Origin of the sequence: Aeromonas sp. 604443 (assembly GCF_049170315.1) — a bacterium.
GTDB lineage: Bacteria > Pseudomonadota > Gammaproteobacteria > Enterobacterales > Aeromonadaceae > Aeromonas > Aeromonas veronii_A.
This window is the reverse complement of the sequence record NZ_JAAKMI010000001.1, coordinates 236,502-259,977: the sequence shown is the minus strand read 5'-3', so window position 1 is coordinate 259,977 and position 23,476 is coordinate 236,502. Positions and strand designations below refer to the sequence as shown.

17 protein-coding genes and 1 riboswitch are annotated in these 23,476 nt (G+C 61.3%); of the genes, 11 read left to right on the top strand and 6 right to left on the bottom strand.

Annotated features, from left to right (window positions below):
* Positions 1 to 99 precede the first annotated feature (99 nt).
* Positions 100 to 323: riboswitch (Lysine riboswitch) on the top strand.
* 90 nt (positions 324 to 413) lie between these two features.
* Positions 414 to 1,766 (top strand): lysine-sensitive aspartokinase 3, encoded by a 1,353-nt coding sequence (gene lysC / locus G5380_RS01060; protein ID WP_227340700.1) that lies wholly within the window; start codon positions 414 to 416, stop codon positions 1,764 to 1,766.
* A gap of 82 nt (positions 1,767 to 1,848) precedes the next feature.
* Here lysC and G5380_RS01055 read toward each other — a convergent pair whose 3' ends face one another.
* Positions 1,849 to 2,934 carry a hypothetical protein gene (locus G5380_RS01055; protein ID WP_266133911.1) on the bottom strand — a complete coding sequence of 362 codons (1,086 nt, stop codon included), beginning with the start codon at positions 2,932 to 2,934 and terminating at the stop codon, positions 1,849 to 1,851.
* 255 nt (positions 2,935 to 3,189) lie between these two features.
* On the opposite strand from G5380_RS01055, the gene G5380_RS01050 reads away from it, so the two are divergent.
* Positions 3,190 to 5,445: an LTA synthase family protein gene (locus tag G5380_RS01050; RefSeq protein ID WP_421352226.1), complete on the top strand. Its 2,256-nt coding sequence runs from the start codon at positions 3,190 to 3,192 to the stop codon at positions 5,443 to 5,445.
* 92 nt (positions 5,446 to 5,537) lie between these two features.
* Here G5380_RS01050 and aroG read toward each other — a convergent pair whose 3' ends face one another.
* The 5 genes from aroG to G5380_RS01025 all read right to left on the bottom strand — a co-directional run bounded on the left by aroG (position 5,538) and on the right by G5380_RS01025 (position 11,314).
* Complete coding sequence (gene aroG / locus G5380_RS01045; protein ID WP_421221552.1) at positions 5,538 to 6,593, bottom strand: 3-deoxy-7-phosphoheptulonate synthase AroG; 1,056 nt, start codon at positions 6,591 to 6,593, stop codon at positions 5,538 to 5,540.
* 220 nt (positions 6,594 to 6,813) lie between these two features.
* Positions 6,814 to 8,097, bottom strand: coding sequence for a 3-phosphoshikimate 1-carboxyvinyltransferase (aroA, locus tag G5380_RS01040; RefSeq protein ID WP_247822662.1), 1,284 nt, complete (start codon positions 8,095 to 8,097; stop codon positions 6,814 to 6,816).
* Between the two features lie 227 nt (positions 8,098 to 8,324).
* The gene (gene serC / locus G5380_RS01035) at positions 8,325 to 9,413 is read right to left on the bottom strand and encodes a 3-phosphoserine/phosphohydroxythreonine transaminase (RefSeq protein WP_421270293.1); all 1,089 of its coding nucleotides are present in this window, start codon (positions 9,411 to 9,413) and stop codon (positions 8,325 to 8,327) included.
* 225 nt (positions 9,414 to 9,638) lie between these two features.
* On the bottom strand, positions 9,639 to 10,565 hold the full coding sequence (locus tag G5380_RS01030; protein WP_406595290.1) for an electron transfer flavoprotein subunit alpha/FixB family protein: 927 nt from the start codon (positions 10,563 to 10,565) through the stop codon (positions 9,639 to 9,641).
* Positions 10,562 to 11,314 (bottom strand): electron transfer flavoprotein subunit beta/FixA family protein, encoded by a 753-nt coding sequence (locus G5380_RS01025; protein ID WP_069553891.1) that lies wholly within the window; start codon positions 11,312 to 11,314, stop codon positions 10,562 to 10,564. The genes G5380_RS01030 and G5380_RS01025 overlap by 4 nt, the downstream gene beginning before the upstream one ends.
* 169 nt (positions 11,315 to 11,483) lie before the next feature.
* Here G5380_RS01025 and G5380_RS01020 point away from each other — a divergent pair, with 169 nt between their 5' ends.
* The 9 genes from G5380_RS01020 (at position 11,484) to G5380_RS00980 (ending at position 23,435) form a co-directional block, all read left to right on the top strand.
* On the top strand, positions 11,484 to 13,127 hold the full coding sequence (locus tag G5380_RS01020) for an electron transfer flavoprotein-ubiquinone oxidoreductase (RefSeq protein WP_421208345.1): 1,644 nt from the start codon (positions 11,484 to 11,486) through the stop codon (positions 13,125 to 13,127).
* A gap of 505 nt (positions 13,128 to 13,632) precedes the next feature.
* Entirely contained in the window at positions 13,633 to 14,580 is a 948-nt protein-coding gene (corA, locus tag G5380_RS01015) for a magnesium/cobalt transporter CorA (protein ID WP_266133904.1), read from the top strand.
* 146 nt (positions 14,581 to 14,726) lie between these two features.
* Positions 14,727 to 15,203 carry a DUF2919 domain-containing protein gene (locus tag G5380_RS01010; RefSeq protein ID WP_421352225.1) on the top strand — a complete coding sequence of 159 codons (477 nt, stop codon included), beginning with the start codon at positions 14,727 to 14,729 and terminating at the stop codon, positions 15,201 to 15,203.
* Between the two features lie 299 nt (positions 15,204 to 15,502).
* Positions 15,503 to 15,952: a hypothetical protein gene (locus G5380_RS01005; protein WP_005352687.1), complete on the top strand. Its 450-nt coding sequence runs from the start codon at positions 15,503 to 15,505 to the stop codon at positions 15,950 to 15,952.
* Positions 15,953 to 15,956: 4 nt separating this feature from the next.
* Entirely contained in the window at positions 15,957 to 18,947 is a 2,991-nt protein-coding gene (locus G5380_RS01000; RefSeq protein ID WP_421352224.1) for a YncE family protein, read from the top strand.
* Positions 18,947 to 19,786 carry an FTR1 family iron permease gene (locus G5380_RS00995; RefSeq protein WP_421352223.1) on the top strand — a complete coding sequence of 280 codons (840 nt, stop codon included), beginning with the start codon at positions 18,947 to 18,949 and terminating at the stop codon, positions 19,784 to 19,786. The genes G5380_RS01000 and G5380_RS00995 overlap by 1 nt, the downstream gene beginning before the upstream one ends.
* Positions 19,787 to 19,888: 102 nt before the next feature.
* The gene (locus G5380_RS00990) at positions 19,889 to 21,313 is read left to right on the top strand and encodes an FAD-dependent oxidoreductase (RefSeq protein ID WP_421352222.1); all 1,425 of its coding nucleotides are present in this window, start codon (positions 19,889 to 19,891) and stop codon (positions 21,311 to 21,313) included.
* A 126-nt stretch (positions 21,314 to 21,439) separates the two neighbouring features.
* Positions 21,440 to 22,000 (top strand): hypothetical protein, encoded by a 561-nt coding sequence (locus tag G5380_RS00985; protein WP_337072111.1) that lies wholly within the window; start codon positions 21,440 to 21,442, stop codon positions 21,998 to 22,000.
* Between the two features lie 106 nt (positions 22,001 to 22,106).
* Entirely contained in the window at positions 22,107 to 23,435 is a 1,329-nt protein-coding gene (locus G5380_RS00980; protein WP_421249293.1) for a hypothetical protein, read from the top strand.
* Positions 23,436 to 23,476: the final 41 nt, after the last annotated feature.

The window sequence follows — 23,476 nt, the reverse complement described above, 5'->3', positions numbered from 1 at the left end:
TTCTGTGTTGAGTTAGCCGACAATTTGAACTTTTTCACAAACTCGATTGACAGTGCAATCCAACGCAGGGTATTTCTAAATGCACTCCACCGCCCTGGTGGAGCCAGAAGAGGAGCGCTGCCCAGGCAGCCCAAGGGAGGACGCCAGCGTCCGGTGAACTTGGGTCAGGGGGAGCAGCGCCGAGACGAGTGAGGAGACTGGTAACCTCAACGTCGGCTGCGGGGGCTGAATCCCCCGGGTTGTCATCGGTAGTGATCATCCCCCACCGCGCCCTGTCAGGGGCGGTACGGGATGGGCTCTGCAGGTGGAGTGCTTCTGGCCGGGATAGCTTCGTTCATTCCTGCCATTTTCAGCCTCCTCCTCTCTTTTTTGCCCGATGGAACCGGAATCTTAAAATAAGACAGGAGTAAGCAATGAGCCCGATCAATGTCGCCAAGTTTGGCGGAACCAGTGTCGCCAACTTCCCGGCCATGAACCACTGCGCCGATATCGTGCTGGCCAATCCCGCCACCCGGGTGGTGGTACTGAGTGCCAGCGCCGGTGTCACCAACCTGCTGGTCGCTCTGGCACAAGGGGAGCTGGACGAAGCGGGCCGCGACGAGCAACTGGCCAAACTGGCCGGGATCCAGCAGGCCATTCTGACCGATCTCGGCAACCCTGTTGATGTGAGCGCCCTCATTCATGGCCAGCTGGACGACATTCGCCTCATGGCCCAGCAAGCCCACCAGCATACCGATGCGGAGCTGGCCGATCGCCTCATCGCCTGCGGCGAGCTGATGTCTACCCGCCTCTTTACCGAGCTGCTGCGCCAGCGCGGCGTCAAGGCCCACTGGCAGGATGTGCGCCAGCTGATGCGCACCGACAGCCGCTTTGGCAAGGCCACCGTCGATCTGGCCACCACCCGTACCCTCTGCCAGCAGACGCTGGGCCCGCAGCTTGGCGACAGCCTCATCATCACCCAGGGCTTTATCGGCGCCGATGGCGATGGCCGCACCACCACGCTGGGACGCGGCGGCTCTGACTACAGCGCAGCCCTCTTGGCCGAAGCGCTCGATGCCGCCAGTATCGAGATCTGGACCGATGTGCCCGGCATCTACACCACGGATCCGCGCCTCGTCACCCGCGCCCGCCCGATCCCCGAAATCAGCTTTGTCGAAGCGGCCGAGATGGCCACCTTCGGCGCCAAGGTGCTGCACCCCGCCACCCTGCAACCGGCGGTACGCCAGAATATTCCGGTGTTTGTCGGCTCCGCCAAGGATCCTGCCGCCGGTGGTACCTGGATCCGCGCCAGCACAGATTCAAGCCCGCTGTTTCGCGCCGTCGCCCTGCGCCGCCAGCAGGTGCTGGTGACCCTGCACAGCCTCAACATGTTCCACGCCTACGGCTTTCTGGCCGAAGTGTTCGGCATTCTGGCCCGTCACCGCATCTCGGTCGATCTCATCACCACCTCGGAAGTGAGCGTGTCGCTGACCCTGGATCACACCGGCAGCCAGAGTAACGGCGAGCCGATCCTGAGCGACAAGGTACTGGCCGAGCTGGGCCAGCTCTGCAAGGTGGAGGTGGAAACCGGTCTGGCACTGGTGGCGCTCATCGGCAACCGGATGAGCGAAGTGAACGGGGTGGGCAGTCAGGTCTTTGACGCCCTGCGCGAGCACAACATCCGGATGATCTGCTACGGCGCCAGCGCCCACAACCTCTGCTTCCTGGTCAAGGAGAGCGAGGCGGGCAATATCGTCAACCGCCTCCATCAGGAGTTGCTGGACTGACCCTCACCGCGAGGCAATTCCGGCCATGCAACAGGGCGCCAACACGGCGCCCTGTTCATTTGTACTCCGCAAAGGTATTGGCTCAGGCAAGGCTGGTGGCTGGCAACTGACAGGCGACGGCTTCCCGGCGCAGCTGCTGTAAGCGGGCCAGCAGCCCGGTCTGGCCCAGCTCCGTCTCCTGAGGCGAGAGATTGTCCACCAGCAGCGAATAGTGATCCGTCACCGCCTGCATCAGCCAGTCGAGGCGACGCAGGGTGAGCGGGCCGCAGCTCTGGCCGCTCAGATCATCGGCCACATCGAGCCGGTGGCTGCGATACATGTCCCGCCACCAGTTGGCAACCAGCGCCTCGTCGCTCACCAGCGCGGCGCTCCACTCCCCCTGCAGGGCGTGCAGGCGGGCCAGCACGGGCGCGCTGGCCCCTTCGCGGATCAGGTGGTGGATCTCCCGTTTGACCCACTTGAGGCAGAGTTCACGCCAGTAGCGAAATTGCGGCAGAGGATCGGCCTCATCGAGCCAGAGTCCAGAGAGGGTGCGGGTCTCCAGCCGCTCCGGTACATGGAACTGCGGATCGACCAGACCGTTGGAGTTGTATTCAAAGCGGGGATCGAAGGTCCACATATAGCCAAAGTCGAACACGCAGATCTGCTCGCCGTCATCGAGCAGGTTGCCCGGACTCGGGTCCCAGTCAAACCAGCCCCAGCGGGCCAGCTCACCCTGCACCTCCAGCATCTGGGCCAGATTGCGTTCGTTGAGCTGATGGACCGGCACACCCCGCAACCAGGGGGAGACCAGTACCCCGGCCCGCGCCGAGCCGAAACTGGTGCAAACCACGTGGGAGAGGACGGTGGGATGCAGCTCGCGCAGCGCCTCGATTTCACGCCGCCGCTCCAGCTCGGTCAGAAAGGCGGTCTTGCCATCGAGGTTGGCCACCAGTGAATCCTGACGTCGCCGCTTGAGGCACCAGTGATGCCCCTCCACCTTGAGGTGAAACACCTCGGCGGTGAGACCGTGGCGATAGACCTTGACCACTGCGGGATGAGTATCCTTCAGCTTGACCAGTTGGGCCAGCGGCAGCGGGCAGTCGCGCTCGCGTCCGATCCGGATCTCTTCCTTGCTCTCCAGCATGCGCAGCAATCTGGCCTGACGTGCCATCACTTTGGGATTCATACATGTACCTCCAGTCGCTATCGAGAGACTAAACAGCAGCTCCCTCCCAAGCCAGTGGCAAAACCCCATGATGACGCTTTCATCACATATTCCGAACAACCCCTCGATCGGGATCACAATTTGCAAGGTTGGGCTGTAACCAAATATTCATTAAGTGGTCATTAAATTGACAAGCTGAAACAAGGCCCGCACCATCGGGTCAAACTCTATACGGATGAACGATCTCTCCCTTACTCGCTCAAAGGATGAGCTTATATGAATCGCCCCTCCTCAGGCCGCCCCCGTGCCCTGAGTCTGTCCTCCGGGCTACTGGCCCTGCTGGGCGGATTGCTGCTGCTGACGCTGTTATTACCGCTGATCAATCCCGGCAGCTGGCTGGGCCGTGCCCAACCGCTGGTGCTGGGCCCCGCCGACAATCCGCTGGCCACCCTCACCCGCCACGCCCTGCTCTATAAAAGCGACAGCCGCGGCCTCTATCTGGTGGTGCGCAGCCAGTGGCTGTTGCGGGGGCCGCTGCAAGCGGGGGACAAGGTGCGAGTGGAGCTGCTCAACGACAAGGGGGAGCGGATCGACCAGCTCAGTCAGGCGGTGGATAAGCGTCAGGTGTGCCGCAATAACCGCTGCTCGCTGGATCTCAACAGCACCCTGCGGGCACCGGACGATGCACTGGCCAGCCGTTATCAGCTGCGCATCGGTCTGCTGCTCAAGGATCGCCCCGAGAGCGGTGATTTCAGCCAGATCCTGCAAACCCTGCCGGAGCAGGGCTTCAACCTCACCTATCTGGTGGTGAGCCTGACCCTAGTGCTGGCCCTGAGCGCCGCCGTGCTCAAAACGGTGCTGCCAAAGCTGCGCCGCAGCCTGCGCTGGCGGATCATCGGCAGCCTGCTGCTCGGCAACCTCACCTTCGTGCTGCTGCACGGCTTCGTGGTGTTCAAGCTGGGGGAGTTTCTGCTCTGGTCAGGCTTTCGGCCGGAGCACTACTATCTGGCCTGGGGCAGCATGGTGCTGGGCTGGAGCCTCTGCGCACTGGCGGGCTTCAACCTCTATATGGGGCTGGTCTTTACCGCGCTGTCAGGCATAGGTCTGCTGGCCAACTTTATGAAGATCGCCATCTACGGCGTGCCGCTCGGCGGGGACGATTTTGGCAACCTGCTGGCGCTGCTGCGGATCCTGCTCGACCAGCACCCCATCCTACCCATCTTCACCGTTTTACTGGCACTGTTTCTCTGCTGGCGCTTTGCCCTGTCACGCTGGGTGTTGCGCACAGCCGCGGCCACCGTCGCCTTCTTTGCCCTCTGCGTCTTTGCCACCCAGACCGGCAACAAGCTGCTGGGGGCCAACATTCGCTACGTGGATCGCGCGGTTAACTACCACAGGGACATCATCCGCTCCGGCCCCGGCCTCTATCTGTTCAATCTGGTGGACGAGATGCTGCAAAGCGGCAGCGTGTTTCGCTACCCCTTGCAGATCAACGAGCTGACCCCGCAGCTGAGTTATCCGCCCCAGGGCATTGCGCCGCGCTGGGATCTGGTGATCGTACTGCAATATGAGTCGCTCTGGCTCGACTGGAAGGGGCGGATCTGCGCCCCGGCTCCCACCCTCTCCCTGCCCGCCAGCGTGCAGCAGTGGCAAAAGACCATCCACTCCCCCACCACCGGCGGCATGACGGTACTGGCGGAGTTCGAGATGAACACCGGCCTGCCGGTGGGCTTGCTCAAGCAGGGGGTGGTGCCCTACTACTACCTCTCGCAGCAGGTGCCGGGGCTGGCCCAGAGCGCCAGACAGAGCGGCTACCAGACCCTGTTCGCCCACCCCTATGTGGAAAAATTCTGGGGCCGCGCCAAGGCGATCCCGGCGCTCGGCTATGAGGAGCGCTGGTTCGACAGCCGTTTTTCCACCCTCGAGCACAAGGGACTCTATATCTCCGATGATGCGCTCATCGACCACCTGCTCAAACGCAGCGAACAGGATGACCAACCGCTGTTTGCCTATGCGGTCACCATGCAGGGGCACGGCCCCTTCGATAGCCCCCGCTATCAGGGGCAGGAGCGCAGCGGCGCCTGCCCGAACCAGAGCGAGAGCGACACCCAGTTACTCAACACCTATTACACAGGGGTGGTGGATGCCATGGCCTCGCTGGAGCGACTGCTCAAGACCCTAGACCAGTCGGACAAGCGCTATCTGGTGGTGGCCTTTGGCGATCACCAGCCGTTTTTGATGTCCGCCGGCAAGGGGATTCACGGTGACAAGCCGGCGCGCGATGCCACCTACCAGATCCCCATGATGGCCTTCACCCGCGCCGATGACCCCCTCAATCTGGCGACCCAGTTTGCGCCGGTGCGCCAGCTCTACCAGATGGGTCAGGCGACTCGCCAGCTGCTGGCGGGGGATATCACCCCCATAGAAGAGAAGCCCCTGCTCCATCCGGTGTTGGGCGAAGAGAAAGGCTTCGACCCATCAAGCCTGGTGCCGCAGATCCGCGCCAGCTTCCGGCCCGATGCCCTGCCCTGAGCCTTAAGCACCGCAATACGAATAGATGAGGCCGCAATAGCGGCCTCTGGTTATCACTTTCTCTTTGTCACTGCGACTGCGAAATCCGGTCTTTAGCAGGCGTTACGGGTTGCAACGGCATCCGCCAGGTTGCGCAGCAGCACTTCGGTATCGGCCCAACCGATGCAGGCATCTGTGATGCTCTGGCCGACGGTGAGTTCACACCCTTCCACCAGATCCTGACGGCCTTCCACCAGATGGCTCTCCACCATCACACCAAACACCGCCTTGCTACCGGCACGCAGTTGGCCGGCCACATCCTCGGCCACCAGCATCTGGTTCTTGAACTGCTTGCTGCTGTTTGCATGACTAAAGTCGATCATCACCTTCTGGGGCAGACCGGCCTTCTCCAGCCCCTTCACCACCTCGTCCACGTGGGCGGCGCTGTAGTTCGGCTCACGACCACCACGCAGAATGATGTGACAGTCCGGGTTGCCGCGGGTCGCCACGATGGCGGAGTGACCGTATTTGGTGACCGACAGGAAGTGGTGCGGCGCACTGGCAGCGCCAATGGCATCGATGGCAACCTTGATGGTGCCGTCAGTGCCGTTCTTGAAGCCCACCGGACAGGAGAGACCGGAGGCCAGCTCGCGGTGTACCTGGGATTCGGTGGTACGGGCACCGATCGCGCCCCAGCTCATCAGATCCGCCACATATTGCGGGGTGATCATGTCGAGGAACTCGGAGGCAGTCGGCAGCCCCATGTCGTTGAGATCCAGCAACAGCTTGCGACCAATACGCAGACCGTCATTGATCTTGCAGCTGTTGTCGAGGTACGGATCGTTGATCAGCCCCTTCCAGCCCACTGTGGTACGCGGTTTTTCGAAGTAGACCCGCATCACGATCTCCAGCTGATCTTTCAGCTCGTCGCGCAGCGCCTTGAGGCGCTTGCCGTACTCCAGCGCGGCAACCGGATCATGGATGGAGCAAGGGCCAATCACCACCAGCAGACGATCATCTTCGCCGGCCAGGATATTGTGAATGGCCTGACGGGATTCAAAAACGGTGGACGAGGCCACCTCGGTAGCCGGAAACTTCTCAAGCACCGCAACCGGGGGTAATAACTCTTTGATTTCACTGATACGAACGTCGTCGGTTTGATGCTGCATGACAAGGCTTCCTGCTAGATGACTACGATTAGGAAATCTCAACATAGCCCGCGACAACGCATGTGTAAATAGGAAATTACAGTAATCACAAAACTATTTTATATGGCAATCTTGCAAGTTATTGAAATGATGCTAAGCGAAATGACGATGCTGGTGAGGAAGGCAAAAAAGCCCGCTCAGCGCGGGCCCGAAGCGTCGGTGATGACGGGTTTGTCAGTGATCAGCCACGCTGGCTGATACTGGCCAGCTTGTCGAAGTAATCCGGGAAGGTCTTCGAGGTGCACTTGGGATCATTGATGGTGACCGGGGTATCCGACAGCGCCACCAGCGAGAAGCACATGGCGATACGGTGATCGTTGTAGGTATCGATCTCGGCATGCTTGAGCTGGGTCGGCGGGGTCACGGTGATGAAGTCATGCCCCTCCTCCACTTCGACGCCCAGCTTGCGCAGCTCGGTCGCCATGGCGTGCAGACGATCGGTCTCCTTCACCCGCCAGTTGTAGATATTGCGAATGGAGGTCGGCCCCTCGGCAAACAACGCCGCTACGGCGATGGTCATGGCCGCATCGGGAATATGGTTCATATCCATATCCACTCCGTGCAGCGGCGCCTGCTCCGCCTCGATGAAGTCATCACCCCAGGTGATGCGCGCGCCCATCTTCTCCAGCACGTCGGCGAAGTGGATATCACCCTGAATGCTGTGCTTGCCGATACCGGTGACCCGCACCTTACCCTTGATGGCACCCGCCGCGAGGAAGTAGGAGGCGCTGGAGGCATCCCCTTCCACCAGAAAGTCACCCGGGCTGATGTAGGTCTGGTTGCCCTTGATGTAGAACAGCTTGTAGTTGTCGTGCTCGATGACCACCCCAAACTGCTTCATGATGTGCAGGGTGATGTCGATGTAGGGCTTGGAAACCAGCTCCCCCTTGATGTGGATCCGGGTATCGCCCGCCGCCATCGGCGCCGCCATCAAAAACGCGGTCAGGAACTGGCTGGAGACGGAGCCGTCGACGTGCACATCGCCGCCCCACAGCCCCTTGGCGTCCACCACCAGCGGCGGATAACCATCGTGTTTCAGGTACTGGATATGGGCACCCGCTTCACGCAGGGCATCCACCAGATGGCCGATGGGACGCTCTTCCATGCGCGGCTCGCCGCCCAGAGTATATTCACCGGAGCCCAAGCACAGCGCGGCGCACAGCGGTCGCATGGCGGTACCGGCGTTGCCGAGGAACAGATTGACCGGCTCTTTCACCGCAAAGCTGCGGCCCAGCCCCTGCACGGTACACTCGGTCTTGTCGGCGGAGAGCTTGTACTTGACCCCGAGCTGGGTCAGCGCAGCCAGCATATGACGAATGTCATCGCTGTCGAGCAGGTTAGTCAGACGGGTGGTGCCACGAGCCAGCGCCGCCAGCAGCAGCGCACGGTTAGAGACACTCTTGGAGCCGGGCAAATTGACCTCACCGACCACACGAGAAATGGGTTCCAAACGCAACGAATTCATAGACTTCCTGTGCTATCTCAAAAATAAACGCCTGTCCGGACGTTAACAGCCTGCGTCCCGCTCGGCAAGGGCACTTTCAGGGGAAATCGCACGGCAAACGCCAGCGAGCTGGTTCTGTTGAAAAAAAGACGCCGGGGTATCCCCGGCGTCTTGAATCACTGCAATAGCTGGAAGCGGCTCACTGGTTGTCACGAGAGGCCGCCAGCAAGCATGTGAGTACTCTCTTCTCAGCCGTGGCGCTTGGCAAAACCATCCATAAAGCTCACCAAGGCCTTCACTCCCTCCAGCGGCATGGCGTTGTAGATGCTAGCGCGCATGCCACCGACAATACGGTGCCCCTTGAGGGCCAGCAGGCCAGCGGCTTCCGATTCGGCCAGGAACTGCTTGTCCAGCTCGGCATTTTTCAGCTGGAACGGGATGTTCATCCGCGAACGGCAGCTGACATCCACCTGATTGCTGTAAAAGCTCGACTGATCGAGATAGTCGTAGAGGAAGTCGGCCTTCTCCTTGTTGCGCGCTTCCATCGCCTCGAGACCACCCTGTTCTTTCAGCCACTCGAACACCAAACCGGCCAGATACCAGGCGTAGGTGGGCGGCGTGTTGAACATGGAGTCGTTCTTGGCAGTGAGCTTGTAGTCAAAAATCGAGGGGACATCGGCTCTGGCCTGATCCAGCAGGTCATCGCGCACGATGGCGATGGCAAGCCCGGACGGGCCGATATTTTTTTGGGCACCGGCATAGATGATGCCAAAGCGGCTCACATCGAGAGGACGGGAGAGAATGGTGGAGGAGAGATCCGCCACCAGCGGCACCTCGCCGGTGGCCGGGATGTCGAACATCTCGATGCCATCAATGGTTTCGTTCGGGCAGTAGTGAACATAGGCCGCATCGGCGCGAAACGCCGGGGTCGGCAGCAGGTGGGAGATCCCCTGCTCGTTCTTGGCAACCCCTTGGAAGGTCTGAATATCGCCATACTTTTTGGCTTCATCCACCGCGCTCTGGGACCAGACACCGGTCAGCAGGAAGTCCGCCTTCTTGTTGGCCCCGCCAAGCAGGTTCATGGGCACGGCGGAGAACTGACCGCGGCCGCCACCGTGCATGAAGAGCACCTTGTAGTTGTCCGGCACCGCCAGCAGCTCGCGCAGATCCGCTTCGGCCTTCTCGGCCACCGCCATGTAGGGCTTGCCACGATGGGAAAGCTCCATGACCGAGGCTCCCAGCCCCTGAAAATTACAAAATTCGCGCTGGGCGCGCTCCATGACTTCAACCGGCAGCATGGCGGGGCCGGCGCAGAAGTTGTAAATCTGTTTGCTCATGACGCTTTCCGTGAGTGGATGAGATTAATCGATGACTTGTCAGGTTTTACACAAGAGCAGCCAGCGGATCAAAGGCTTTTTGGGAGCTGGCTCAACCTTTTACCGTCACTCTGCCTCCCCCTTGCAGGAGAAAAAGCCCTGAACGGGTCAGGGCTTGCAGGGAACATGCACAGAAATGGCGGGCAGAGCGCATAAACGACCACTGCTCAGCCATTTCTGACAAATTTACAGTTTGGCGGTGAGCTCCGGCAGCAGAGTGAAGAGATCCCCCACCAGCCCGTAGTCCGCCACCTGAAAGATGGGGGCATCGCTGTCCTTGTTGATGGCCACGATCACTTTCGACTCCTTCATCCCCGCCAGATGCTGGATGGCCCCCGAAATGCCGACCGCGATATAGAGCTCGGGCGCCACCACCTTGCCGGTCTGCCCCACTTGCAGATCGTTGGCGACATATCCTGCATCAACGGCGGCTCGCGATGCCCCCACGGCGCCGCCCAGCTTGTCGGCCAGCGCCTCAATCAGGGCAAACTGCGCCTTGGAACCAAGGGCGCGGCCACCTGAGACAACCACCCGTGCTGCGGTCAGTTCGGGCCTGCTGGAGCGCACCGCGCGGCGCTCGACCAACCGGGTACGACCAGCGAATTCGGGCACGGCCAAGTGCTCGATGGGAGCCTGCCCGCCTGTCGCCGCCTTGGCAAACGCGGTGGCCCGCACCGTCATCACTTTCACGGGCGCCGAGCTTGCCACTCTGGCAATGGCATTGCCCGCATAGATGGGGCGCAGGAAGGTGTCGCTGTTCTCGATAGCCGTCACCTCGGAGAGCATCTCCACCCCGAGCCGAGCCGCCACCTGTGGCAGCAGCGCCTTGCCCATGGCACTCGCCGCCATAAGGCAGTGGCTGTAACCTTCGCACCAGCTGGCCAGCAGCTTGTCCACCCCATCCAGCAGCCCGTCGGCCAGCAGGGGATGCTCGGCAAGCAGAACCTTGTCGACACCGCTGAGGGCTGCCGCCTGTTCACCCGCCTCGGTCAGCCCCTGCCCCAGCAACAGCAGGTCAACTTGACCGCCGATGGATCCGGCGGCGGTGACCAGTTGTGCCACGTTGTCGGCCAGATGGCCCTGATGATGTTCGGCAATGATCAGCACGCTCATGGCAGCACCTTCGCTTCATGTTTGAGTTTGTCCACCAGCTCGTCCACCGAGCCCACCTTGATCCCGGCGCTGCGGGCTGGCGGCGCCATCACCCCGAGCAAACGGGTCTGGTTGGCCACCTCAACGGCGAGTGTCGAGAATGGAGCGCTATCAAGCGGCTTGCGCTTGGCCTTCATGATGTTGGGCAGCGAGGCAAAACGCGGTTCATTCAAACGCAGATCGGCGCTCACCACCGCAGGCAACGGCATGCCGAGGGTCTCGAGGCCACCGTCGATTTCGCGAGTCACCAGCAGTTCTCCCGCTTCCACCTTGAGGGCTGACGCGCAGGTCGCCAGCGGCCAATCATTGAGGGCTGCCAGCATCTGAGCCACCTGATTGTTGTCTGAATCGATGGACTGCTTGCCGAGCAGCACCAGATCCGGCTGCTCCTGCTCACACACCTTGTGCAAGGCGCGGGCAACCGTCAGCGGGGTGAGCGTCTCATCGGTGACATAATGCAGCGCCCGATCCGCCCCCAGCGCCAGCCCATGGCGCAGTTGCTCGGCGGCAGCGTCAGGGCCAAAGGTCACCACCACCAGCTCGCTGGCAACCCCGGCTTCCCGCAGCCTGACCCCCTCCTCCACCGCAATTTCACAAAAGGGGTTGATCCCCATCTTCACATTGGCGAGCTCCACGTCGGAGCCGTCTCCCTTCACCCGGATCTTGACGTTGTAGTCGACTACCCGTTTGATTGCGACCAGCAGCTTCATGGGGTCATGCCTCGTCTCTTTGGATTGAATTCATTAGTGTGCCTCTGCGTTTGTTGCAGTACGCTCTTCCCTGATTTTTTGCTTTTTCTTGCTCAGTTTTGCTTACAACTGCTTTACGTTTACGTAAACTACCAGCATTACCCTAGGCCAACCAGAGCGCAGAGGCAAGATGGAACGGGAAGCAATGGAATTTGATGTCGTCATCGTCGGCGGCGGACCGGCGGGGCTCAGTGCAGCCATCGCCCTGAAACAGCAGGATGCCACTCTCTCTGTCTGTCTGCTGGAGAAGGGGGCGGAAATTGGCGCCCATCTGCTCTCCGGCGCCCTGTTTGATCCCGTCGCCTTGCAAGAGCTGCTGCCGGATGGCTGGCAGCAAGCGCCGCTCGGCGTGCCGGTCAGCGACGATCAGGTGCATCTGCTGCAAAGCGAGCAACGTTCCCTGCAACTGCCCGCCTGGGCGGTGCCGCCCCGGATGCACAATCAGGGTTGCCATGTGGTCAGTCTGGGCAATCTCTGCCGCTGGCTTGGCCAACAGGCGGAAAAACTGGGAGTCGAAATATACCCGGGATTTACCGCCAGCGAACTTATCATGGAAGCGGGCCGGGTCAAGGGGGTCATCACCGGCGATCTGGGGCTGGATCGGGCTGGGAACCCAAAAGCTGATCATGTGCCCGGCATGGCGCTGCTCGGTCGCTACACCCTCTTTGCCGAAGGGGCACGCGGCCATCTCGGCAAGCAGCTGATCGCCGAGTTCAATCTGGAAAACCCAGCCCAACCCCAACACTACGCCATCGGCTTCAAGGAGCTGTGGCAACTGCCAGCAGGTCGGGGCAAGGCGGGACAGGTGCTACACGGTAGTGGCTGGCCCCTTGGCAAGCAGGGGGGCGGCAATAGCCACGGTGGCTTCTATCTCTATCACATGGAAGGGGATCAGGTGGCAGTCGGGCTGATTGTCGATCTCAACTACCAGAATCCCTGGCTCAGCCCGTTTGACGAATTCCAGCGCCTCAAGCATCACCCGCTTATCGCTGGCGTGTTGCAAGATGGGGAGCGCATCAGCTATGGCGCCCGCGCCATCACCAAGGGGGGCTGGCACGCCCTGCCCCGCATGCACTTCCCGGGCGGCCTGCTGATCGGTTGTGATGCGGGCACCCTCGACTTTTCCCGCATCAAGGGGATCCACACCGCCATGAAATCGGGAATGCTGGCGGCAAAAACCGTCGCGATGGCCCTGCGGGGTGGCGATGAAGGGGGCCGGGATCTGGCCCAGTATGGCGACGAGCTGCAACAGAGCTGGCTGGCCCGCGAGCTCAAGGCGGCGCGCAACTTCGGCGCGGCGCTTCACCGCTATGGTCCCTGGTTGGGCGGTGCCTTCAACTGGCTGGAGCAACGGCTGTTTGGCGCAAACTCGCCCTTCAGGTTGCTCGATAAAGCTCACGATTACCGTCAGCTGCGCGTGGCCAGCCGCTGCGAGCCCATCCATTATCCCAAACCCGATGGCAAGCTGAGCTTTGACAAACTCTCGTCTGTGTATCTGGCCAACACCAGTCACGACGAGGATCAGCCTTGTCACCTCAAGCTGCAGGACGAGCGTATTCCGGTCGAGGTCAATCTGCCCACCTGGGCCGAACCCGCCCAACGCTACTGTCCGGCCGGGGTGTTTGAGGTACTGGAAATGGAAAGCGCGGCCAAACTGCAGATCAACGCCGCCAACTGTATTCACTGCAAAACCTGTGACATTAAAGATCCCAGTCAAAACATTATCTGGACGCCGCCACAGGGGGGCTCCGGGCCCAATTATCCGAATATGTGATGGAACGGCAATGCCAAGATGCGGTGACATCAAAGATACTCAGTCCCAAAACATCGTCTGGACACCGCCACAAGGAGGATCCGGGCCCAACTATCCCAATATGTGATGGAATACGGCGATGCCAAGATGCGGTGACATCAAAGATACTCAGCCCCAAAACATCGTCTGGATACCGCCACAGGGGGCTCCGGGCCCAACTATCCCAATATCTGATGAAGCGGGGTAGCGGCAACAAGCAGCCCCAGCCATCCCTCCCCCCGCCAAAGGCTGGTTCTACACCGCATGGCTGCTAAGGTGATCCGACCTCGCTGTTTTTTTGGACAAACAAGCTGAATCCCTGATGAATAGCCCCTGACAAGCGGGGCCCACCCCTGTATAGTTCGCCGCATTCAGGTTTTCCATCGGCCCGATCTGCTTATCCACGGGATCGCCTTCTTCAGCGATCTAAGGCCGCATGACCTGTGCAACCATCCCTGATTACCCATGACTTTTTAAGGGGGGACAGATGATCACCGCCTACATTCTCAATAACAAGGTGCTGGACATAGTCACGCTCGGGCCTGACGACATAGTACCTGACAACACGGTCTGGCTGGATGCCTACAAGCCGGACACGGCAGAGCGAGAATGGTTGACGGGCCTGTTCCTGGAAGAGGTTCCCGACAAGGAGGAGCTCGACGACATCGAAGCATCCGCCCGTTTCTACTGGGATACCGATGGTCTGCACATTCACTCCCTGTTTCCCCAGCGGATCGGTCGTGACACCAAGGGTGTCCACGTCTCCTTTACCCTGCGCAACAACCTGCTGATCAGCATTCGTGAAGATGACATCGGGCTGGTGCGCCTGCTGCGCCACTATATGCGCCAGGATCGGCTGGAGGTGGAGGATGCCCTCGATATCCTGCTGGAGGTACAAAACCTCAAGGTGGAGTACCTCTCCGATCTTATCGAAGATGGTTACAAGACGTTGGAAAACACCGCCGATCAGATCTTCGAGCCGGATCAGATCAACCCTATGCTCAAGGAGCTGTTGGCACAGGAAGAGGCCAACGGCCAGATCCGTCTCTCCCTGCACGATACCCGCCGCGCCCTGCGTTTCCTCAAACGCAGCCTGCGCCAGCGCATGAGCCTCGAGCAGAACAAGTGGATCGACGAGATGCTGCACGACGTGGAGTCACTGCTGCCTCACACCCAGTTCCTGTTCGACAAGATCAACTTCCAGCTGGAGGCCTCCATGGGGGTGACCAATCTAGAGCAGAACAAGGTGATCAAGATCTTCTCGGTTGCCGCCGTGATCTTCCTGCCGCCGACCCTGATCGCCAGTATCTACGGCATGAACTTCGGCCGCATGCCTGAACTCGCCTGGGAGTATGGCTATCCCCTCTCGCTGGTGCTGATGGTGATGTCATCGCTGGGCACCGGGCTCTTCTTCAAGCGCAAGGGGTGGCTGTAACGCCAGCCGCTCGGCACAAGACAACTTTTCGCGGATTGGGGGGCATGGCCCCCCGATTAATTTGCGCCACGCCCAACGCCTTGCAAAGGACGCTTCGTCGCCCCATATCCCCTTCATCACTCAATTCAAGTGGATAACGGGCAACCATGACCCTCTACCCCGAACACCGATATGACGATCACGGCCAGTTGCGCCCGCCTCTCTGGTTCTGGCCCATCGCCCTGTTGCTGACCCGCTCGGTCTGGCTCTTTTTGATGGCAGGGGTCACCCGCGAGAGCGGCAGCGAGATCCTGACCCTCTTCTATCCGGACAAGATCACCCTCTACATCAGCCTGCTGACCGACGTGCCCGCCATGCTGGCGTTGCTCGCCTGCGGGGGCACCTATCAGCAGACCCAGAGCATTCGCGCCAGACTCCGGCGCCACAGCCCGCTGCTGCTGCTCTGCTCTGCCGTCAGCGGCCTGTTGATGCAGTTGCACAGCCTCAATCTGCAGAAGTGGTCGTTCAGCTGGCCCACCGCGCTGGTGCTGGTCGCCAGCCTCTGGGCGCTCTGGTATCTGCTGCGCAGCCGCCAGCTACGGGAATATGCTGCTGATGATCCTCATCAGGAGTCGAACATCTAGCCAAGTTTTAGCTGCAATCAATTGAAATAAATATAAAAAGCCTCTTGGTGAGTTGAACGCCCGACGCGCGGCCATAACCCCGAGCCGCAAGCTGCCCCGCTGTCGAGGAGCGGCTGCGCCCGCACTCTCGCCCCATAGGTGGCGGCCAAGCGGATAAGGAATTATCAATCGTCGTGTTAGGTCACCCCGTTCATTCAGGCTTGATTCATTATCAATGGAATTGATAACACTTTTCATTACTCTTACTGCGTTATAAACTTGCTCCCCCCGGGCTGCCCCGCCCGGGTGCTGGAGCCTTTATGACAAGCCTTTCTCTCTCACCCCGACAATTCTGGCAGTGGCTGGCCTACCACCATCAGGCCGCCGAGGGCACCCTCTATCTGATGTTCTTCTCCGGCCTGCTGCTGTGGGAGCCGCTGACCCCGCTCTGGTCGCTGGCACGCTGGAATCTGTTTTTCCATGTGATGCTCTCGCTCACCCTGTTCCCGCTGCTATTTGGCGCCTTCTGGCTCTCCCATCGCAGCTTGTTGAACCGCAGCAACAAACCCTTTTTGCGCACCACGGGGCGGATTATCGAAGCCCTCCTGCTGATCTGTCTGGCCAGCGGCCTGCTGCTGGTGCTGCACGGCACTCCGGGCGATGCCATGGGCAACCTCGCCAGCTGGGCCCACTGGTTGAGCGCATTGGCGTTAACTCCTCTGGTGCTGCGCCACGCCTGGCGCTGGACCATCTTGAAATGGCGCTCCTGATCCCATGTTGAAGTCATCGTTCTCTGCATATTTGTCACTCCTGCTGGCCCTCCTCCTGCTGCTGGCCAGCCCCTTTGCGTTGGCCCAACAGATGGGCGCAGGGATGCTCGCCTATAAGGAGGGAAGCGCCCCGCGCCTCGTCACCGCCAACCTGAGTGCAGGTTCCGTCACCTTGCTTGAGCGCGATAGCGGCAAGCGGCTCAAAGAGGTGCCGCTGGGCGGCGATCTGCGCCAGCTAGCCCGCGCCGATGATGGCACCCTGCTGGTCACCGACTACAGCGGTGATCGCCTGCTATTGCTGGATGATGATCTCGATCTGGAAAAGGCGATCCCCACCGGCCACCGCCCCTATGGGGTCATCTTCGATGCCAAGCGGCAGTGGTTCTGGGTCACGCTGTTCGAATCCGCTCGCCTGCAAGCCTACGACACCACGGGCAACCTCAAGCTGGATGCAGAAACCGCCGAGACTCCCCGCGGGCTGGCCCTGACCGACGACGATCGCCTGCTGCTGACCCACGCCATGACCGGCCAGCTCGCCATCTATGATCTCGCCAAGCTTGAGAAGAACGCTAAGGGGGCTACCCTGCCCAAGCCCAAGCTCATTACCCTGGCCGAGACCCACAGCGACACGCCGAGCGACTCCCAGGGATTGCCGCGCCTGCTCGACGGTATCGCCCTCTCCCCCGATGGCAGCGAGGCCTGGCTGCCCCATGTGCTGTGGAGCTTCAGCCACCCCTTCCAGTTTCAGAGCACCGTCTTTCCGGCGGTCTCCATCATCGATCTCGATGAGGAGAAAGAGCGGGTCGATGAAAGAAAACAGCTATTTTTGCAGATCAACCTGCCCAGCGTCGGCAACCGCAGCCAGATCGTCTCCAACCCGTTCGCGGCGCGCTTTGCCACCGACGGCAAGCGGGTCTATCTGACCCTGGCGGGCTCGGAAGATCTGCTGGTGTTTGATCTCTCCCGCAGCGGCAAGTCCAACAACAACCGTCACCGCCGCAAGAAGTTTCAGGGGGGAGCCAAGGCGACCCAGCTCTTGCGCCACATGCCGGGCCAGAATCCGCGGGACTTGCTGATCGACGGTGACCATATTCTGGTGCACAACGCCATGGGGCAGGATCTCACCCGCCTCAATAGCGGCGGCAGCGGCCCGTTTGCCCGGGTCACGGTCGATGTGCCCCACTTCGCCAAGCTGGTAGAGACGGATCCGCGCCCCGCGCCGCTTCAGCGCGGCGAGCGGCTGTTCAACTTGGGCAACACAGCGTCCAACTCACGCTTCCCCATGGCGGGGGACAACTGGATGAGCTGCAACTCCTGCCATCTGGACGGGTTCAATTTCACCAACCGCTATCTGATGGCGGCCCATCGCCAGAAGAGCGGCGACAACGCCATCAACGGCCACGCCAACCTCACCAACATGGTGGCGGGGGATTTTGTCGGCGAATACCTGCGCATGACCCAGCAGACCCAGGGTGGCATGGGCCATGACACCCGCGATGGGGCCGAGGCAGTTGACCCCGCCAAGCCCCAACCGGAAGTGAAAGCGATGATGGAGGACTTGCACGCCTTCGTCACCGCCGATGGCAACCTCCCCTATCTTGCCAACTGGCTGCGGCTCGATGCACCGCGCACGGATCCCGCCAAGGCGCCGACCACTCACCCGAAAGAGTGGCTCAACTCCGCCTCCTGCCAGAACTGCCACAGCCAAGCGTTCAAGGACTGGAGCGAGAGCAACCACCGGCTGATGGGCAACTCCCACCCCTACTACAAGGTGGTGCAGGCGTTGGCCCGCGAAACCGAAGGGGAAGCGTTCGGCCAGTGGTGTCAGGGCTGCCACATGCCCCAGCAGGTAATGAACGGCCAGCAGGATCTACCCAAGGGCTCCCACATGTTCGAGCAGGGCGGCGCCTCGCTGATTGCCGCCCACAAGGCGGGTGAACCTGTGGTTGAGGAAGGGACCGGCTGTGTGCTCTGTCATCGCATCACCAAAGTGGAAGATGCGGGCGGCAACAGCGCCTTTACCGTGAATTTGAAAGACCGCGAGAGCTATGTGTTCGAGGATGCCGCGGGTGGCAGTCTTAAGCACTGGCTGGCCGAGCGGCAGATCAACGCCCGTCCGGCGGCCCACAAAGCCTCCTATCAGAAGGATTTCTACCGCGATGCCGCCCTGTGCAAGTCGTGCCACAACGAGTTTGCCCCGGGCTCCGGCGCCAATATCGTCAACACCTGGGACGAGTGGGAAAAATCCAGCTTCGCCAAGGCCGAGGATCCCGCCAAACGGCGCACCTGCATCGACTGCCATATGAACCCGGAGCCGGGCAATGGCGGCGCGCCGGTGGCGGGCCAGTCCACCGAAAACGGCACCATGAAAGCCCGGCTCTATCGCCACAACTTTACCGGCGCCCAGCACCAGCTGGTGGGGCTGCGCAATCCCGACCTTGAACAGGAGAGTCTGGCGCTCTTGCGCTCCAGCGCGACCCTCTCCGCCCGTATCGAACAGGCGGCCGATAGTCAGCGGCTGGTGGTGCGGGTCGCCAATACCGGCGCGGGCCATGCCCTGCCCACCGGGGTGGCCGATTTTCGTGAACTCTGGCTGGAGCTGACCGTCACCGACGCCAACGGCAAGGTGGTGCTTGCCAGCGGCCAGCCGGTGGATGGTGCCGTCCCTGAGAATGCGAGACTGTTTCGCAAAGTGTTCGGCGATGCCGAGGGCAAGCCGGTGGGGCTCAAGTTCTGGCGCTACGCCAAACTGCTGGAAGATACCCGCATTCCGGCCGATGGCTGGCGCGATGAAGCCTGGTCGCTGCCCGCAGAAGCCCAAGGGCCCTTCAAGGCCGATATCAAACTCAATTTCCGCACCTACCCCAAGTGGGTCAATGATGCGGTGCGCGCCGCCGAGCCGAGCTTGCCGGAGCCACCCATAGTGCAGCTAAATCGGTTGCAACTTACCCTGCAGCCTCTCCCCGTCACGCCCGCTACGGAGCCTCAATCCTGATGTTTGCAAGTTTTCTGATTACCCTGCGCGAGGGGCTGGAAGCCTTCCTGCTGGTCGGCATCTGCCTCTCCTACCTCGCCAAGCTGGGGGCGAGCCGCTACAACAAGTTCATCTATCTGGGGGTGGGGCTTGGCCTTATCGCCTCACTTGTCGTCGCCTTCCTGTTCCAGGTGGTGGTGAGCCAGTTCGAGAGCGAGCGCTACAACCACCTCTTGATGGCGGGGATCCTCATCTTCGCCACTCTGGTGCTCACCTATATGGCGATCTGGATGCAAAAGCAGGCCAAATCCCAGGTGGGGGCCATGACGGCGCGCATCGATGCGGCCATCGATGGCGGCAACCTGTTTGGGCTGGTGCTGCTCGCCTTTCTGGCGGTGATGCGCGAAGGGTTTGAAACCGTGCTCTTCTTCTCCGCCCTTCTCTATTCGGGGCAAGGGGTGGATCTGCAATCCGGCCTGATGGGTGCGCTGGTGGGGCTGCTGGTCTCCATCGCGCTGGTGTGGGGGCTGCTGCGCTCCACCCGCAAGGTGGCGCTGGCGCCTTTCTTCCGCTGGACCGGCCTGCTTATCATCATCATCGCCGCAGGCTTGCTCTCGTCCGCCGTCAACATGTTGCAAGCGGCAGAGATCATCACCTTCTGGACCACGCCGGTGTTCGACATCAGCCACATTCTCGACGATCAGGGGGTATTTGGTACCTTCCTGCGTGCCCTGTTTGGCTACAATGCCTCACCCGCTGGCTTGCAGCTGCTGACCTGGGCCCTCTATCTGGCGATCTTCGTTACCCTCTGGCAGCGCAGCTATCGCCCGCAGGTGAGCGCCGCGACTAGCAAAGGCTGAGCCAACACGCCATGTGGCAACAAAGCCACGGGGTAACAACACTATTCGGGAGCCGCGCCTTGGCGCGGTTCCCTTATCTATCAAGCAGTTTCGGAATAGGTCATGAGCGATAACAACAAGAAAAGCATTGCAGTGCTGGGTGCTGGCCCCGCCGGTTTGATGGCGGCCTGGCGCCTGCGCTGCGCCGGTTTTGCAGTCACCCTGTTCGAGCAGGAGCCGGTGGTCGGTGGCATGTGCGCCACCCAGACCTTCAAGGGGCGCGATGGGGAGTATCGCTTTGACTACGGCGGCCACCGCTTTATCACCAAAAACCCCGAGCTGCTCGCCTTTATCGACGAGCTGATGGGGGACGATCTGCTACACGCCGAGCGCAAGAGCGTGATCCGCTTTGGCGGGCGCACCTATGACTACCCATTGAACCTGCCCAACCTGCTCAAGACGGCGCCGCTCTCCCTGATGGCCGGTGCGGTGAAAGACTTGCTGCTGTTGCCCTTTAGCAAGAAGCCGGACGATTATGCCAAGGCGAGCTTTGCCGAGTGGATCCAGAGCCACTTTGGCCGCACCCTCTATCGCCAATTCTTCGAGGGCTACACCGGCAAGCTGTGGGGCATCAACCCGGACAAGCTCTCCGCCGACTGGGCCGGTCAGCGCATCAGCCTCATCGATCTCAAAGACGTGGCGCGTCGCCTGTTGCCAAGACGCAACGGCAGTATCTCGGTGCGCACCTATGCCCGCAAATATCGTTATCCAAAGTATGGGTTCGGCCAGATATTCACCACTCTGGGTGAGCGACTGGTGGCAGAGGGCGTTGAGCTGAAAACCGGCGCCACCATCACCCGCCTTGAGCAGGCTGATGGCCGCATCGAACGGGTGTATTGGAAACAAGATGACGTTGAACAGAGCGAGCGCTTTGATCAGGTGATCTCCACCCTGCCGCTGCCGCTCACCTGCCAGCATCTGGGCTTGCCGTGCGATCTCCAATACCGGTCGCTTCGCTTCGTCAATATGCCCATCAAACAGGAAAACCTGTCGGACAACACCTGGCAGTACCTCTCCGATCCCCATATTCTGGCCACTCGTTTGCAGGAGCCGCGCCGCCGCAGCCCCTTTATGGCGCCCCAGGGCCAGACCTCGGTGATGCTGGAGATCCCCTGTAATCCGGGGGATGCCACCTGGCAGGCGCCGCTCTCTGATCTGCGCGGTCGGGTTACCGCCGATCTGGCGAGCCTCGGCGTCGATACCCAGAAACTTGGCGATGAAACTTTTGAAGCGCGCAGCGAATACGCCTATCCGCTGATGGACCTTGGCTATCAGGCGCGCCGCAACGAAGCCATCAAGGCACTGATGCCGATCACAAACCTCATCATGACCGGCCGTCAGGGGACATTTCGCTACATCTTCACCGATACCGCCATGGAGATGGGAATGATGGCCGCCGACATGGTGATCGACGGGGTGGACAGACGCCACGCCATCTTTAACCATCGCAACGAAAACACCGTGATCGAAACCCAGAGCGTGGCGTGAGGCTTGTCGGTGTCCAACAGGTAGACAGACGCCGCAACACCTTTAACCATCGCAACGAAAATACCGTGATTGAAACCCAAAGCGTGGCCTGAGTGCCGCGCCATTGGCATAAGTAAGGAGAACAGGATGACCATACGCCCGGGTTTACTCGCCCTCACCCTGCTGCTGACCCTGAGCGGGCAGGCGCAGGCATACTCCTACGCCGCCGCCGGCAAGGAGCCACTGATCGATGCACGCGAGGCGCTGCTGGGCGCCGCCACTGACGGCAAGGATGCCAGCGCCACCTTGAGCGAGATTGCCGACGAACTGACCTATCTGGAACAGCACCACAAGGTGGAGCTGCAAGGGCCGCTGGCCGCCGCCATCAAGGGGAAAGACGCCGCAGCAACCGCCGCCCTGCTCAACCGGGCCTACAAGGCGGAGATCGAGCGCCGCCTCGAAGGGGCCAGCCAGAATCTTGGCGACTACCAGACCGCCAAGGTGCTGGTGGTCAAGAGCAAGCGCTTCCTCGATCTGATCCTCCCCTCCCTTAGCGAGGGGGATCGCAAGGCGGCCGAACAGGCGTTGGCCAAGGTGCTGGATGCCATCGGCAACCCGGGGGTATTCGGGGTGGGCGCCAAGCCCGCCGACGCCGCCGCCTTTGCCGCAGCGGAAAAAGCGCTGATGGCCGTGCTGGCGCCGCTTTGATGGCCTCTCATCGATGATGACAGCCCCCCTCATCCCCAACCCTTCTCCCGCAAGGGGAGAAGGGGGGCGTCACCACTGCCGATTACGCTTCGCTAATCGACCCTACTTGCTGATCCTGCTGCAACTGGCCTGGCTTGGCTGGCTGCTAGCCTTCCCTGTGGCGCTCGATTCCGATGATGCCCTCAATTTCGCCCACGGGGTGACGCGCTTTAGCGTACTGGAATTCTCCCCCCACTTTCCGGGCTACCCCGCCTTTATCTGGCTGGCGCGGCTGATCAATCTGCTGGTGGACGATCCGGCCCGTGCGGTGCAGTGGGCAAGCCTGCTCGGTAGCAGTTTGCTGGCGCCGCTCGCCGCCTTGCTGGCGGTAAGGCTGTGGCAACGGCCAAACCTTTTGGCACCCGTCTGGCTACTGGTGCTGGCACTGCCGCTAACCCCGACGCTGGCGCTCTCCAGCCTCTCGGACGGGCCAGCGCTCGCCGCCTGGCTCGGGTCGCTGCTGGCCTTGCAGCAGCGCAGAATTGCGCTGGCGGGTCTGCTGCTGGGCCTTATGCTGGCACTGCGCCCCTCCTACTTCGTGCTGGCGCTGCTGCCGCTGTGGCTCGGGCTGGCGCAGCAGGGCACGCGCGTCAGGTTTGTGCTCCCCATCGTGCTGGTGGGGCTTATCAGCCTGCTGTTTGTCTGGCAAGCCGATGGCTGGGCCTATTTCAGCGAGGGGCGGCGCTTTACCGACGGCCACTTTACCCTGTGGGGCAACACGGCGGCGGCCCACGGCGATCGGCTGCTGAGCTGGGCGCGCACCTTCAACGGTCAGCTCACCCCGCTCTGGCCTATGTTAATGGGGGCCTTGCTGGTGCTGCCGCTTTGGCAAAGATCAAAAAACCACCCTGCCGCCCTCCCCCCACTCTGGACACTCTACTGGCTCGCCCTGCTGCTCTGGACCCTGTTTGGCCAGAATCCCGACAATCCCCGCCATCTGGCCCCCGTCACCCTGCTCGGTATCGTGCTGCTGGCAGGTTGGCTGCCGCGCCGTGGCGAGGGGGTGGTCGCGGTGGCCGGATTGCTGCTGCTCGGAGTAACCTTTACCCTGCCCCGTCCACCCGCCATGGTGCAGGCAGCAAGGCTCGCAGAAAAAGCGTGTCCGGCATTGGTGACCCAGTGGGGAGTGCGGCTGCTGCGGGAGACCACAGCCTTGGCCGTCACCGATGGCTGGTACAAGGGGGATGCGGCGCTGGCACTCTCTCAGGGAGCCTGCCGCCTCAGTCGCCGCCCCATCGCCGCGAACGAAATGCCCAGCGCGGTGCGCCAGCACTGGTTTGCCCCACGCTTTGCCGCCGAGCCCGGACTCTGGCTCGCCATTCCCTCGCGGCAGACAACCCATGGGGAAAGTGACAAGAAACATATAAAGAGCACAAAAATCCGCCAAGGCAACTAAAAAAGAGGGGAACAACTCGGGTACACTCACAGCGCATCCAT